Origin of the sequence: Legionella quinlivanii (genome assembly GCF_900461555.1) — a bacterium.
In the GTDB taxonomy this organism is placed as follows: domain Bacteria; phylum Pseudomonadota; class Gammaproteobacteria; order Legionellales; family Legionellaceae; genus Legionella_C; species Legionella_C quinlivanii.
In genome coordinates, this window is sequence record NZ_UGOX01000001.1 from 863,213 (window position 1) to 878,113 (window position 14,901).

Here is a 14,901-nt window from a genome sequence, read left to right on the forward strand (position 1 = left end):
AGGGTTTGATCTGGATTGCTTCACTTTGTTCGCAAAGACAAGCTGTTTATTGCCTGGTTCTATTTACGCAACAATGTCTTCGCGGGGAGGACAGTTTAATAAACAATTAAGCTTGACTGAATGGCAGTGTTTGAGAGGGGTGAGGCCATGTCTGGCCGGTATTTTTTGTTACACTAAAGGTTGGCTGATGAAGTTTTCTTCACTGAGTATTAAAAATGAGCTCGCAAGAAGCATTCTGACGGTTTTTTCTGATCCAGAACAATCAGTCAGTCTGATTGATGAAGCAACAACTCTGGATAAAGCTCAATGTTTAGCGAAAATTGATGAATATCTGAAATGGATTAACTCATTCAATATTCATTCGGTTATGGTTTTGGGAGCGCCTTCGATTGATTATCTTTGCCTGTGCTATGCACTGATTATCAGCAATCGATGCTTTATTCCCTTGCATCCTTCTACTTCTGCAGAATTAATCGATAATTATCTGCAGCGCTACCCCATCGATTTACTGCTGATTCAGGCCGAGCTGGGTGGTGAGTTTTCGATAACGTTCAAGGAAAATAGAGGATTTTTATATCATCAGCCCGAGATATTCAGGAACGCCTGCCTGGTCCCCGGGGAGATCCTGTTCACATCGGGAACGACGGGATTTCCCAAGGCAGTTCATTATCAATTCAATACCATTTCAGATTATGTTAACTGGTGTGTGGGCGAATTTGAATTAAATCAGGATGATTGTTTTTTGTGTACCAGTGAATTTTCCTTTGCTGCGTCAATCCGCGCTTTGTTTGTACCATTGTACTCAGGCGCTTCGCTCTGTTTTATTGAGAGACATTCCGCAAACAAATTGCAGGCTATTATCAATGGGTTGTTGCAAAAGCGAATCACAGTTCTTAACCTGACTCCCAGCTTATTCAAACAATTAGTTAGGCATTTAAGGGAGCAGCGCTTGCTTGAGTGTTTAAAGACTGTTCGACTGGTATTATTAAGCGGGGAGCCAATTCACAGTGAAACGATAAATGACTGGTATGACGATATTAATCCGCAGACTGTTTTTTACAATTTATACGGCACGACCGAATGCTTAATTCCTTTTTATAAAAAAATAAACGCGCCTTTAACTGAACTTGAGGCCTTGCATTTGGGTAACTTAAGAGCCGGATGTGATTTTAAACTGGTTTCGGATTCGACAAAGGGCTATGAGTTATATTTAACAGGAAATATTTCAACTGCTTATCTTGACCCAGAACTCAATCAGGCCAGTTATTTGGAAATCAACGATCGCCGTTTCGTTAAAAGTAATGATTTTGTGACAATGCAAGCGGGGCAGTTGTATTTTAGCGGACGTTCGCAGCGATTGGTTAAACGGTATGGTCAGCTAATCAGCCTGAATCAAATTGAATTTATCCTTAAGAAAGCGTTTCCGGAAACTGGTTTTATTGCAGTTCAGGAAGAAAGCAAGGTATTGGTATTCATTGAGAGCATTGAGAATTATCGTTTGCTAAAGCAGGTAAGGCATCATTTGCAGGCGCATCTTCCAGAGTATATGCACCCGAATGAGTTTATTTTCTCTCAGGAATTTCCTCTGACAGCTAGTGGAAAAATCGATTACTTAAAGCTTAAACAGCAATTGGTTTCTTCAAAAATAAATCATTTAACCGATTACTTTAGGCCTTTTTTTCGGGGCCGGGAATTCAATCTTGAAACAAGGATAGGCGATTTGGGACTGGAGTCTATTGATTATCTGGAAATGGCGGAAACTATTCAGAAAATAACCGGTAAATGGCTGGATATCTCAAAAATTAAAGACACACTGCCGCTCTGTGATATTGAGTCCTGTTTAAAAAATGTAGACGAAATCTCCTCACCATCCCGGAATCGAGTCCGATTAAATCCAATCCAAAAAGCCGTTTACAGTCGCGAGCTGTATGGTTTGGATAAAGAGGGAGTTTATCAGATTGCATTCTGGTGTCTTAAGCAAGAGATCGATACCGAAAAGCTGCAAATTGCCATAGCAGAAACGCTGGCCAATCATTTTATGTTATCCAGTCAACTGAAATGGTTTGATGATGATTTCTATTTTCTTCAATCGCCCTTGCAAGCGAGTTTTCTGCTGAAAGCCCCCGTATTTTTTGGCGATACAAAACTGCTTTCACAATTGAAAACCTATGCTTTAAGAGACCAACTGGTGAGAGTTTATGTCTATAAAAAGAAGAGCCGTTATTTTCTGGTCATGGCGTATCACCATATCGCAATTGACGGTTGGTCTGCCTTATTGATGCGTGAAGAAATTTTTCACCGTTACGAAGGGAAGCTGAGTCGCAAGCAAAAAAGAAACGATGAGGTGTTACACTTAAACCAAATCAATGAAATTTCAGCGGATGCAATTGGCAATATTGAAGAGCTTAGAGCCTGTTTGGCGTCAGTCAATTTTGGAGATTATAATCATTTAGGGGCTATTTTTAAGGGAGCATCTGAAAAACGAAATACCTGTTTTATGATTGAGAAAAATACGATCGATGCATTTTCTGACAAACATACACTTCAGGACTCGCCTTATAGTGTGATTTTCGCCTTGCTCCTACAGCAGGCAATCTCAAAACTGGCAAAAACAGATAAGATTTTCTTTTATATTAGTTTTTCCAATCGCAATCTTCCCATACCACAGGTCCGGGATTTAATGACTAATCTGGCTATTGGGTTGCCTGTATTTCTGAGCAGCAGCCATTTACCACTCAAGGAACGTGCCCACGATTTAAAAAATACCCTTGCCGTTTACTTCAGAATAGCAAATTATACCAGCTATAGTCGCATACTTGAGAATGATCTCATTCCTGAATCGATAGTGGACGCTACCAAGCAGCCTTACATGCTGGTTTACACTTATATCAACAAGCTGGTTCGGGACAGCTACACTCAAAACAAATATATCGATTGGGATAACTCGATCAACTGGATGAACTGTGAAAAAATCCGCATCATTTTTATACGCATCTATGATATGGGAGATCATTTTGTATTCACTTTGGATACGCAAATGAAAACTGGCCTGCATGAGTGTTTACTGGACGAATTTAACAATCTTTTGAAATAGTAACGATATGAAACTTTTAAAGTGGTTTAAGAAAAAAACAGATGCCATTCCAGGGCGAATACTGCGGGCAGGCAGCAGAAAACGCAATAATGGATTTTATGAAAATTATTTTTCACTAACAGCAGCTGGTACCAGATTAAAACTGGTGGAAGCGATGTTTAAGCTTAACCTGTTTGCCTTATTTGAAAACCAGCATACAGTAGAGGAAAATGAAATCATCAAGCGGCTTGGATTGCATCCGGTGAGGGGAAAAAAATGGCTGCATTTACTATCCAGTGAGTATTTCCTAATAAAAAAAGTCAACAAAGAACAGGCAAGTTATCAATTGCCGGATAATTTCAGGAAACTTCAGGAAAGCGGGGAAAATGGCTGGTGGGGAATGCAGTTTTTTTTCGATATATGGACGGAATCTGCCAGTGAAAATCTAAAAGATGCCTTGCAATTCGGAAAGGTGAAAACCGATGCGCCCTGGCCGCCGAAGACAGCACAGCATGCCGCCTGGCTTGAGCAGTGGATGGCCGGTACATCGGCTATCACAATCCGTTGTATTCTGGAACAGGTTAATTTTAAAAAAGTGAAGCATTTTTTAGATGTAGGCGGTGGGGATGGCACAATGGCTTGCGCTTTTGTGTCAGCCTATCCGCATCTTAAAGCGACTGTGTATAACTTACCGGCCTCGGCGGAAATCGCAAGACAGAATATTGAATCACGAGGATTAAGCGGGCAGATAAATGTTATTGAGGGCAATTTTCTGGAGGATGATGCCTTTCCTGTGGGTTCTGACTTAATTATTTTCGCGCGTGTGTTGTTTGACTGGGATGAAACAGTAGCGCGTAAACTTTTAAGAATGGCATATCTGGCCTTACCCCGTGAAGGCCATGTCGCTATATGCGAGGTTTTCAAAGATCACAATAAAGATTTTTGTCTGGCTTGTGAATACCGTTATATTTTTCAGGATGATTTTGGCGTTAATGTGATGAAGTACACTCGGGAATACATCAGCTTGCTGGAGCGGATTAACTTTACCGTTCTGCCGCAAAAACAGGAGTCTATCAACAAATTCCCTTGTTCGGTGTTACTGGCTAAAAAATAATCGCGAAGTGGGAATCCAGGTACCTACACATCATCTCCCTATGCCCTGCGGCTTGTCCGCAGGGTCCAGTGTTTCTCTGTGAGTTTCCTGGATCCCTCGGACAAGCCGAGGGACGTAGCTATATACAAGCTGAGGGACGTAGAAGCGAGAGATAAACGAGTTTGGCCTAACCGGGGCGACGAGGAGAAGGGGAGCGCTCCTTTTCAATTTCTTCTATACAGGACAGGAACTCATTAAAAATAGCCTCCAATTCCTTTGGGTCTGCTTCCTCGAACTCAGCAATGACCTCCGGTATTTGATCTCTGATATTTTTTATATGATCTTCGATAAAGTCTTCTGCTTCATAGGCTTTTTGCAGAAAACCGAGTTCCGCCAAAAATAATTTTAATTGCTGCATATTACTGCAATCAATCCTGGATTTGACCACCATGCTATCCAGGCTGGACATACACTGTTCAAGTTCGCGCAGTTGGGACATACAATCTCCTGCCCTTATAGGCCAGTTTGCGGGTTAAATTCATTCGTTGGTTTTGAAGCCTGCTCTTGCTGCTGTAATTGTTCCATCTGCTGCCGATATTCCTGAGTCGTCACCCGGTTTTGATCCAGAGCTGGCGTTTCATAGGCCTTTCTTGGCGGCGGAACGGGCGCTTCTTCCTGATCTTCTGTAATGGGCTGAAACAGTGACGATGAAGATAAGGAGAGTCTTAGCGGCGGTTCTGGCGGCTCTTGCAATTTTAAAATCTTGTCCCAACCTTTTTCCAAATCGGCTTTAGGGTTTACATCAATCTGGTGTTCACGGTAAAAATCCTTTTCGACCAGCAAGACCTGGATCAATTGTTCCTCGGTTTCACCGTAAATAAATTCGCCCTTAGGGGTGATCATTAACCAGGCTCCCTCGATATTGCAGCCGTAGGGATTGCGCATGTCAAAGCCATGTTGATAAAGGTCATGGATATTCTGATCATGTTGCGGGTGCGGTATCTTATAGTGAGTCGCTTCATTGTTGCAAGCGATTTGCGCATGATGCCTTAAATGTGAAAAATAAATATCAATCCGCCAGGGGCTTGTTTCTGAATCTGCAGGCAGAGTTTTCTGTAATTCATTTCTTAAAAATAAATCAAATTCAGCACTGGGAGGGCGTGAACCATTTTGCCTGAAGTGTTCAAGTACGCTATTCATTGTGGTTTGTAAGACCAGCAGATTGTAGGGCTCACCCAGGATATTTTCCTGGTCGCGATATGCATAATTAATGAGTTGCTGGAATAAAAACTCATGCGGGGTAATGCAACCTGCGCGTGAAATGCTATAGGGCGTAATTAATTGATTGGCATTTACAGATAATATCAATTTGTCAAAAGGCGATAATTGCTCTGGAGTTTTATTCTCTATTTTATGCTTTAAGTCTTCCAGATATTGTTCGGTTTGCTCTCTCAATTGATTCATATTGGCAAACATCACTGAGGGGAGTGCTGCGCTGGTGTTGCAGACTTGCTGGTACTCGATTGCCATATTGAGGGGGTGGCTTAGTAACAAACCATCCCAGTCACCAGCAACAATCAAGGCAGATTGATCATAAATGGATGCGATTGCTTCTTCATCGAGAATAGCAAGAATTTTCGCAAGCGATTCCGTGGTATTCTGATTAAACGCTTTAACCCGATGGTACTCAGGATGGTTTTCACCCATTGCTGCTAAAAATTCAGCACCTGTGCGCGGAGTATTTGCAAATACCAGGGCGGGCTTAAGATCGTCCGCTGTTGTCGCTTCGCTTAAACTGTAAAATAGTGGAAAGCTGCAATGAAAGAAGCGTTCATAGACATCATCGGGTACCGCGCTTAATGCCTGGGGTTTATTGAGTATATTTTTGGTTTTATCCCAGTCAGGCTGATTGGCAGGGTTATCCCAGGGGCGTGAATAAAATAACTGCTCTTGCACACCATTTTTTAAATTAACCGCAAATTGTCCCTTAAATGCATCGGCTCCTTTGCCGGCTTTATACCCAAGCCGTAATTGGCCCGATTCATCATCGTAAGCTAATACCTCTAAATCGCCGCCGGTTCCCGTTTCCCTGATAATATCAAGCATGTTAACAGGAAGTTGGAGCAGATGCTGATAATCAATATTTTTGATAGGGCAGTTCAGGCGTTTCTTGTCTTTAGGATCAATGCCGCGCAGAACGCCATTTTCCAGACGGGTAAACAGGACATCAGCTGCCAGAGCACCTTTAAAAAATCCCTGATTACTGGTTTTTGATGTATTAAGGCCGCTTTTGGGGCTGCGCTGCTTATTATAAACGGGCGGAGAACCTGAGCGTAAAACCACCAGACTATTAAAGCTTTGAGCGGCAAGCACATTCACCGTGGCAAATTCAGTCTGAATGCCGGCGGCCTGCATTGCCGTTGGACCTGTTCTAATCCCCGGTACTTCAGTGGCTACGCGTAAAAGGAAAGACTCTTGCTCCAGATTATTTGTACTTGATTTCATCATGATAATAATTTGTGCGCAGTTTATAGGAATTATAGACACTGGATTTCTGAGGGCAACCATCACTTTATTTACTTTTTGTTACCAATTGTGTAAAATTTGACCTTTTATACGGGAAATGCACTATGCTGCTTGCTGAATTCGATTATGATTACACCTTTGTATCTCATGCCACCAAACAATTTATTTCATCGCTTTTTGAGGCGGTGGAAACAAATGACGGCCAAGCGTTAACAAATCTGATGGCTGATGGACTTCCTTTAGAAGTTAGCAACCAATTGCTTGTCGGGGGAGGTGTCATTAAGGCGGTTAATCGATTGGATGAGCAAGTCAAAGCGGTAAAAACCGCCCTGACATTTGCATTACTAAGTGCTGCACAAAAGGATTATACCCATATTGTCGATATTATTGCCAAGTCATCAATCAGTGGTAAAGCCGCTTCACATCTATTTAATCCGATTAGTGTCAGTGATGAACAGAAGTCCGCCGCCTGCGGTATTCTGTTAAATAATCTGTATAAAAATCAGAAGGAACTTGCATCCAGGGAAGAGAAAAAGAAAGAAGAGCAGCTTAAGCGGGCGCAGCAAATTTTTTTACTGACCAATGCCTTTGTTATCGGCATGATTCAAACTGGTTATTTAGTCAGTAATGCAAATGAGATTGCCGGCATAATGTCGATTCATATGAAAACCTACTTAACAGGTTTGGTCAGTCTGCTTGAATCTTATCAGGAAAAAGATCTCAAAGAACCGCCTTTTGACGAAAAAAAGCAGGAAGAGTTTGCAAAACGACAGTGTGGGATTCAATTTTTAAAAGACCTGGCTGCCGAGAGTTCTCCTGCATTTTTCCAGTCAGCTCAGGCTGTTCAGGCCAAGCTAGAGCAGGCTAAGAAAATAGTAGAGGATTGTGGCTATAAACCCCAGGTCTAAATTGGACGAGCTATTCTCCCTCATCTTCCGCGCAAGCGGAAGCGGCCTGCTACATTGTCTAAGTTTTTTGCAGGTTGATTTCTTTTACCCTAAGTTCCGGTGCCAGGCGATAAGCAAATCGCAATAGTTTCAAATGATAGTAATAAAGCGAGTTGCTTGTTAAGTCGAGGAGTACATAAAAGCCGGCGGCCCCGGAGGGGGTAAATCCCATTGTAGGGAAATGAGGATGAGCACCAGTGACGCCATACCATGACCAGGTGTAGAGAGTGGTTCCAGTCAATTCAACATAATAAACCATGACAAACATGCATAAATAAAACAACTTGTTCTCGCGAAACCATAAGACCGTCAGAAATACCAGATAGCCAATGAAGCCCGCGACATCGTGAATCATAAACAAAGATAGAAAGGCCGCCAGAAAAGCGAACTGTGCAAGGCATTCTTTTATTTTCACATGATTCAAAAGAACCCAGGGATGTTTGCTGGTATAGTAAACCGTGGTATAGATGAGGGCATGCCCCAAAGGAATATAGACAGGAATATTTTTCAGGCGATAGTCATAAAGTCCTAGTATCAGCGAGCCTAAAATTTCAGCAAACAGGCTGCAAATGGTCATCAATAAAATCAGCCAATACAATTTGCCGCGCGCATAAAAAAGAAAGAGGCTGTATGTAATCACCGCAATTACATTGCAGATATCCTGCCCGTTACTAATGTATTGGGCTGCCCAGGGGCTGTCGATTAAAAAAAATAAAGGGGTGCCAAGCAATAATGATTTGATAAGTTTATACATCACTTGATTAGAGTGCACAGTGTGATTTACCGACATATCCTATGGTCATAAAAAAAGACTGGTCGACTATAATAGCGTAGCTTCTGTTGGGAAAGCATTATAAAATACTTTTTTTAAGCTTTAACTGCCATTAAGTTACGATGATTGTCATTCCAGCGCAAAGGCGTTAATAAAAGAAATTCCCCTCTCCCAAGCTGGGAGAGGGCTAGGGTGAGGGTTGATTTAACCCCCCTCTCTCTAACTCTCTCCCCTTAGGGGAGAGAGGACTTTTAGGGTGGCAGTAAGGCAGAATGATCATGAAGGAAATGCTGATGAGCAAGGGAAAAAGAATTATTTCGTTGAAAAATTGGGCCGAACGGCTTGTACGTAATCCCAGCCTCTATGTTTCCGGAGTCGTCAGCGCATTACTGGGTGGCGCTAGCGGGGGGATCATTGGTCTCTTTTCGGGTGGATTTATTGCACAATCATTCAAGCTTTGTACCAGCACCAGCGGCTGTTTTTTAAATATAAATCCAGCAATTATCATTGGAGCGCTTATAGGATTAATTACCGGCACTTTATTGGGTGGGGCAGTGGCTATCGCTATTACTTCATTTAAAATTTATAAAAAAACTAAAAGCTACCCGGTATTATCGCAAGACAACATCGCGCAGGTGATATCAGCTTCTCTCTGGATTAATGCGGAAATTATTATTGGTATGGATTTGGGAGCGATTATTGGCAGCTTGAAATCCGGAGGAATTGGAACAATAACAGGAGCAGTATGCGGTCTTCTGATTATCTGGCTAACCTCAGCACTTAAACCGTCCAGAAAAGAAGCCATTAAAAATTGATTTACAGTTTTCCCTTATTGAACTGCCCCTCAGTAGTTTAAAATCAACCATCACCCTAGTCCTCTCCCAGCTTGGGGAGGGGACTTTCTCTTTTATTAGCGCCTATCCCTGGAGGATAAAACTTCCTGACTAAGGCTTAAGATAGGAAGCTGCTTCCTCATCAAGTTCTTCTTCAGAATCCGCTTTTGCTTCTGCCCGGAGCGCTTTTAAAACACTCTTGTCAAGCTGATCTTTAACCGTTTGCCGGAGATCATTTTTCTTATCCGCGCCACTGATGGGATGATAAGGCTCATTGCGGGATTTTCTTGCATTGACGGAATTGCTCAGTTTTAAAAATTCTTTCATTTCTGTACTCAAGGTGATGATAAAACGAGACATAAAACTATATTAAAGAAAGGCTATTGTAAATGCCTGTAATCCAACTTCAGAGAGCTGGAACATATGAGCTGGATGCCCCATCAGGTCGCAAAATCTGTTTTTTACAAGCGATTTATTTTCAATAGCTTATGAGTTATCTTACGCCTGTTTCTGATGGAATCAGAAGCGAAGCCTAATAACTCATTGGATTGAATAATGAAAACCCTTTTCGTCAGATTGTTAATCACTTTGTTTTTTATTTCCCTTGGTATTACCAGTAATGCCTTCCCAATACCGAAGTTTTCCGTAGATGTGATACAACGGGCGCCGTTGGAAATCACAAACAATGGGGTCGCTGTTGCTGTATACAGGGTAACCAATAACACAGCAATTCCCAGGATTTTAACGACCAAGCCAATTAAAGGCATTGTACAGCTTGCTGGTGGGAGCGGAATGTGTTCTTCTCCGTTTCTTCTGCAAAGAGGGGAGTTTTGCCTTCTGTACCTGCAAATTAATGGCAGTCTTATTGATCCTGTGGTCAAAGGCGGGCCTATTGTCTGTAAAACGAAAGCGCCGGGTGATAATTCACCTGATGAATTTTTATGTTCGCAACCCAGTATACTGGATGGCCTCGATGTAACCCGTATTGAACCAAAAAATACGCCCTGCACTGTCGATGCTCAATGCCAGACCAATTTTTGCGATCCCCTGACTCACACTTGCAGTTCATGCAGATCCAACAGCGACTGCGCTTCGGGCAGTATTTGTAACAGCTCGGGAACCTGCACTGCCCCACCGGGGATTCCTTGCAGTATCAATACCGACTGTCAGAGTAATTTCTGTAGTCCTGTAACTCATCTTTGCAGCAATTGTTCCACGAGCGCCGAATGTGTTGCTGGAAGCTGCAGTAGTGCTGGTATCTGTGTTTCAGCCAATGGCGCAGCCTGTTCGGGTAATCAAAATTGCATTGCCGGCAGCCAGTGTCTTTCTGGCCAATGTGCCTCACCCAATGGTGCCGTGTGTCTGACCAATGCAACGTGCCAAAGCGGCTCCTGTATTCTGGGACGTTGTCAGGGATTAACTAACGGCAGCTCCTGCATTTTAAATTCAAATTGCCAAAGCAATTTTTGCTCGGCTGGAGTCTGTGCCACACCCAATAATGGCGCTCCTTGTACCTCATCTCTGCAATGTCAAACAGGTTATTGTTCGCCGGCAACTCAGACTTGTGCCCAGCCCAATACTGGCGCTCCCTGTAGTGTGAACTCATCCTGCCAGAGCAATCAATGTGTAAACGGCGCCTGCACGGCACCTGTGCTGATTTGTCTATCGGCTGCTGACTGCGCCAATGGCGAAAACTGTATGGCTGGAGTTTGTACCCAAATGTGTACACCACAAAGCTGCAACCAGATTCCCGCAAACTGCGGATTTAACAGTGATGGCTGTGGGGGAACAATAGATTGTGGTTCCTGTCCATTTCCGCAGACTTGCGGTGGCGGCGGTTACTCACTATGTGGCAATAATGCCTGTGTGCCGCAGACTTGTCAGCAAGTGGGAGCGACCTGTGGACCAATAGCTGATGGTTGTGGTGGTCTTAACAACTGTGGCAGTTGTGCGCCAGGGCAGTCCTGTATCGGAAATACCTGTCAGTAAGAAGGAAATTAGCGCCTGACTAGAGGCATGGGTATCTACCTGTCACCCTATGGCATGTCCCAGATATCTCTAGCATGCTGCTTGTCCCTGAGAGGTGGTCACCAAATTTAACCACCCTATAAGAGTCTACGTACCCCGTTAGAGCCTACGTACCCCGCTTTATGCGGGGTATCCATAACAATGGTAGTGAGTTTTAAAATGCGTTTGCAATCAGACGCACTGCCTGGATACCCCGCATAAAGCCTGAGGGATCCCCTCATAATTCTCTCCCTGCAACTAGTATCTCTATTTGCAGGGCCTCGACGGCTTTATCATAATCAATTCTATATTTAAATTTCCTTTGTATGATTCGACAGCCGAGATAGAACAAAGAAAGCACTCGTTTTTTTTGGGATGTGTTGGCTTGAAAAGAGAGATGCCATCGCTTGTTTTCAGCAACGAAGCCGGTTAAATAAGCAATTAAAGTAGCCAACATAGCAATCATTAGTAACACTTGAATTCGCTCTATTGATTTTGAGTAAGCATGTTCAAAGCTAAAGCCATATTGAGATGACTTTAAATCTCGAAAATTCTGCTCTATTTGCATGCGTTTGAAATAGATTGAAAAAGGGTTAAACGATGTTTCTGTATTGTTTAATGAACTTGCTAAAAGCCAAGGTTCATTGGCTGATTTTGAATACACCTTGTCTTTCTTGCTTTGCGCTTTCTTTTTGTACTTATTAAAACGTGTACGTTTTTTTGCGGATAGCTTTATTAAATAAAGAAATGTTTCTATTGGGTCTGTTTTAGAGACAATGCCCCACCCCAGAGATTGTCCTTGTTCGGTCGCCTTTTCCTTTGAATCACAATAATATTCCCAGTAAGTATGGGTATCCAATCGATAACATATATTACCCCGGATACGGCCAACATAGTCCCAACCTTGTTTTAACACCAACCGAAACCATGAATTATAAAAACCAGCATCCGTAACTAATATCGGGAGACTTGTCTCAGGCAGAACTTGCTTTAAATTCTGTAAAAATAAGTGATGCGCTTTGTCACTATTTTCATATTGGCGAGGAAATACCTCTTCATAGACTGATAACGCACGGCCTTTAGCGACTAATGAGGCTCTAAGCAAATAATGCGTTGTATTAGGAACATGGCTCCAATCTACCAGGATAATAGGACGACTATTTGTTCCAATTAACCTATGGGCTGTTTTTTGGTATATCGAGAATCGCTCTCCATGCAGGTTTTTATTCCCTAAAAAACGATCACAGCGTTTAATATTATTCTTTTCTTGAGCCTTATTTTTTAATGCTCGCCCCAACTGAGTTAACGACAGCTTTTTTTCCCTGAGTAAGGCATTGATAAATAAATTAAGAGTATTAAATCGTTTTCCATGGATAGTACTTGATAGCAAATTGTGTAAAAATCGCTTTATGTGCATGAGATATCCTAATCAAAATTGTTCGCAAAACTATTTGATCATATATCTTCATGCACTGCCACTTTTTAATATCCCTATTTATGAGGGGAGCCCTCAGGCATAAAGCGGGGTACGTAGGGGATTAACATTATAATTATAAATCAATCTTTTATGTTCAAATTTTGTGACCATCTCTCAGGGACAAGCCGAGGGACGTAGAAACGAAGAGCAGCAATGACTAAATGGACATTTTGTGATCATAATGATATTATTGTGTGCTTTGCGGCTGTATGAAATGACCAATGCCTAGAACTTACCGATTTATTCAATATAACCCGAAAAAGCAGACTCAGACTTCTCAGACTTCTCAGACTTCTCAGACTTCTCAGAATAGCCAGGTTATCCAATATGATGTTAATTCCTTAAAAAATTATATTCCGCAAGCGGAGCTTGGCCAATACAGTTTTGATCCATTATTTAATCAGTTAATGGGAATTCCTATAGAACGATTTCAATACCAGAAAGCAGCAGAGATTATTGGAGATTTCATCAGGACTAATGGCCGGGAAAATGATAAGTCTTCTTTGGAAGATGCAGTTAAAAAAAGAATAATCGAATGCTTCCACAGAGTAATGCGTTTGCCAAAAGATGTCTTCGTTATCCAGTATCAAAAAGAAGAGGAAATCAAGATTCATGTCAATCCTTTACTGGATATTTTCTTTAGTCAATTTTCAAATGCATTGCGTTTAAACAGCAAGGCGAAAGAACGCCAGTGTAATTTTAACGAAGCTTTTCGCCTTTTTTGCCGCATAATTGCTATAAAGGCGATACTGGTTTCTCAAAATCTGCCGCTGCCTTTAACCGCATCCCAGGAAGCCTCTTCAAAAGATGTCAGGCGCTCGTTCAATGCACTTGAAAAACGTGCTGCTGAAAAGTTAGGAAGCACAAACCCATCTGAAATACCCAGGCTGAAATACAATGAGTCTCTAGGTAAGTGTATGAACGGTAAACTAGCTTCAGGTCATTTTATGGATGCCAGACGCTTACAAGCCCGTTATACCGACAAAAAATTGTCGCCTGCTGATGTCTGGCGCGACAACCAGACCAAACTTTATGTGTTTGAAAGTTTTTTCAAGCGCCATCTACGAGAACTTGAGAAACCCTGTCGTGAAGGAAGCCAACGCAACTTAAGCGGTAAAAAACTGATAATGGATATCATCGGACGAAGGGGATGCGGGCAATTTAGCCCGCAATTGACCATTGATATCCTTCAATACCTCCAATGTGTTTATTCCCCGCTGGTAATTCGGAATGTAATAGACAACAGCGCCGGTTGGGGGGATCGTTTCACCGCTTTTATGGCCTGTCCCCAGATTGAGTGGATACTGGCTAATGATATTGCCGACCTGCAGCCTATTTATGAACGCATGCGTCAATTTTTCAAACCGCAAAAAAAGATTGCTTATCTGCGTAAGCCTCTGGAAGAGATTCAGCCTGAAGATTTACCTTGGCAAAAAGGAGAGGGTCCTATGCGTTTTGACGCGCTTATCAGCAGCCCGCCTACCACGCAGGAAATTTATGGAAGTACCGAAGGGCAGGCCTGTCAGGTATATAAGACTCCACAGGACTATATGGACAAGTTTCTGGTCCATCTTGTGCACTGCGCACAAGTGGTGTTAAAAGCCTCCGGGGTAGTAGCTTATGAAATCAAAGGAAATGGTTCCAACGCCGATAACAAAGGATTCAAATATGACTATCCGAGAGCCTTATATAAATGCTTTGAGCAAAATCCTTCAGTGTTTTCCAATACAAGAATGACATTAATAGAATACTCTGGTTTCTCTAAAGCCCGATATGGAACGGAGGGCACCAGTCTGGTGAGCGCTCAATACACACCCGTAATGCCGGCGCAGTTGTTAGACTTTTTACCCATCCCTGAACCGGCTTCCAATTCAAGCAACGCGGATAGAAATGCGTCCGCTCAGCCGATGATCACAGGCGAGAAACGCAAACGTGATAATAGCTACGAAACTCAGGAAACAACTGCCAAAAAGCCAAGATACTCTGCAAAATCCGAGATTGCCCATTCTGTTTGCTCTGAAGAGCAGGTCATTAAACCAGATGAACAATTCAGACGCAGGATTCTTATTAAATTCGGATTATTCAAGCCGGTACTGGAGTGTGAACAATCAGCATGCCCAAGGCCGTCTCCACCTGCCTCATAAGAGTTTCGATTAAAGAGGCGCTGCTGTTA

Annotated in this window: 11 protein-coding genes; 6 read left to right on the forward strand and 5 right to left on the reverse strand. The window is 42.5% G+C overall.

The window, feature by feature from the left end:
- Positions 1-187: 187 nt before the first annotated feature.
- Both DYH61_RS03735 and DYH61_RS03740 read left to right on the forward strand, forming a co-directional pair.
- Positions 188-3,094, forward strand: coding sequence for an AMP-binding protein (locus DYH61_RS03735; RefSeq protein ID WP_058508592.1), 2,907 nt, complete (start codon positions 188-190; stop codon positions 3,092-3,094).
- Positions 3,095-3,101: 7 nt separating this feature from the next.
- Positions 3,102-4,187, forward strand: coding sequence for a methyltransferase (locus DYH61_RS03740; protein ID WP_058508593.1), 1,086 nt, complete (start codon positions 3,102-3,104; stop codon positions 4,185-4,187).
- Between the two features lie 166 nt (positions 4,188-4,353).
- Here DYH61_RS03740 and DYH61_RS03745 read toward each other — a convergent pair whose 3' ends face one another.
- Complete coding sequence (locus DYH61_RS03745) at positions 4,354-4,665, reverse strand: hypothetical protein (protein WP_058508594.1); 312 nt, start codon at positions 4,663-4,665, stop codon at positions 4,354-4,356.
- Between the two features lie 14 nt (positions 4,666-4,679).
- Complete coding sequence (locus DYH61_RS03750; protein ID WP_133129097.1) at positions 4,680-6,674, reverse strand: hypothetical protein; 1,995 nt, start codon at positions 6,672-6,674, stop codon at positions 4,680-4,682.
- 122 nt (positions 6,675-6,796) lie between these two features.
- Between DYH61_RS03750 and DYH61_RS03755 the strand changes: the two genes are divergently transcribed.
- On the forward strand, positions 6,797-7,600 hold the full coding sequence (locus tag DYH61_RS03755; RefSeq protein WP_058508596.1) for a hypothetical protein: 804 nt from the start codon (positions 6,797-6,799) through the stop codon (positions 7,598-7,600).
- Between the two features lie 58 nt (positions 7,601-7,658).
- Here the strand turns inward: DYH61_RS03755 and DYH61_RS03760 are convergent, their stop codons facing one another.
- Positions 7,659-8,429: a hypothetical protein gene (locus tag DYH61_RS03760; protein WP_058508597.1), complete on the reverse strand. Its 771-nt coding sequence runs from the start codon at positions 8,427-8,429 to the stop codon at positions 7,659-7,661.
- Between the two features lie 260 nt (positions 8,430-8,689).
- On the opposite strand from DYH61_RS03760, the gene DYH61_RS03765 reads away from it, so the two are divergent.
- Positions 8,690-9,226, forward strand: coding sequence for a hypothetical protein (locus tag DYH61_RS03765; protein WP_058508598.1), 537 nt, complete (start codon positions 8,690-8,692; stop codon positions 9,224-9,226).
- Between the two features lie 129 nt (positions 9,227-9,355).
- Here DYH61_RS03765 and DYH61_RS03770 read toward each other — a convergent pair whose 3' ends face one another.
- Positions 9,356-9,571, reverse strand: a complete 216-nt coding sequence (locus tag DYH61_RS03770; protein ID WP_133129096.1) for a hypothetical protein — start codon at positions 9,569-9,571, stop codon at positions 9,356-9,358.
- Between the two features lie 228 nt (positions 9,572-9,799).
- Here DYH61_RS03770 and DYH61_RS03775 point away from each other — a divergent pair, with 228 nt between their 5' ends.
- On the forward strand, positions 9,800-11,233 hold the full coding sequence (locus DYH61_RS03775) for a hypothetical protein (RefSeq protein ID WP_058508600.1): 1,434 nt from the start codon (positions 9,800-9,802) through the stop codon (positions 11,231-11,233).
- Positions 11,234-11,489: 256 nt separating this feature from the next.
- On the opposite strand, the gene DYH61_RS03780 is transcribed toward DYH61_RS03775, so the two are convergent.
- On the reverse strand, positions 11,490-12,668 hold the full coding sequence (locus DYH61_RS03780) for an IS4 family transposase (RefSeq protein ID WP_115343303.1): 1,179 nt from the start codon (positions 12,666-12,668) through the stop codon (positions 11,490-11,492).
- 281 nt (positions 12,669-12,949) lie between these two features.
- Here DYH61_RS03780 and DYH61_RS03785 point away from each other — a divergent pair, with 281 nt between their 5' ends.
- The gene (locus DYH61_RS03785; RefSeq protein WP_058506206.1) at positions 12,950-14,872 is read left to right on the forward strand and encodes a hypothetical protein; all 1,923 of its coding nucleotides are present in this window, start codon (positions 12,950-12,952) and stop codon (positions 14,870-14,872) included.
- Positions 14,873-14,901: the final 29 nt, after the last annotated feature.

Coding starts and splice junctions, on each gene's coding strand:
- DYH61_RS03760 (WP_058508597.1), bottom strand. CDS start 8,429: ATGTCGGTAAATCACACTGTGCACTCTAATCAAGTGATGTATAAACTT.
- DYH61_RS03745 (WP_058508594.1), bottom strand. CDS start 4,665: ATGTCCCAACTGCGCGAACTTGAACAGTGTATGTCCAGCCTGGATAGC.
- DYH61_RS03785 (WP_058506206.1), top strand. CDS start 12,950: ATGCCTAGAACTTACCGATTTATTCAATATAACCCGAAAAAGCAGACT.
- DYH61_RS03740 (WP_058508593.1), top strand. CDS start 3,102: ATGAAACTTTTAAAGTGGTTTAAGAAAAAAACAGATGCCATTCCAGGG.
- DYH61_RS03750 (WP_133129097.1), bottom strand. CDS start 6,674: ATGATGAAATCAAGTACAAATAATCTGGAGCAAGAGTCTTTCCTTTTA.
- DYH61_RS03770 (WP_133129096.1), bottom strand. CDS start 9,571: ATGAAAGAATTTTTAAAACTGAGCAATTCCGTCAATGCAAGAAAATCC.
- DYH61_RS03755 (WP_058508596.1), top strand. CDS start 6,797: ATGCTGCTTGCTGAATTCGATTATGATTACACCTTTGTATCTCATGCC.
- DYH61_RS03780 (WP_115343303.1), bottom strand. CDS start 12,668: ATGCACATAAAGCGATTTTTACACAATTTGCTATCAAGTACTATCCAT.
- DYH61_RS03775 (WP_058508600.1), top strand. CDS start 9,800: ATGAAAACCCTTTTCGTCAGATTGTTAATCACTTTGTTTTTTATTTCC.
- DYH61_RS03735 (WP_058508592.1), top strand. CDS start 188: ATGAAGTTTTCTTCACTGAGTATTAAAAATGAGCTCGCAAGAAGCATT.
- DYH61_RS03765 (WP_058508598.1), top strand. CDS start 8,690: ATGAAGGAAATGCTGATGAGCAAGGGAAAAAGAATTATTTCGTTGAAA.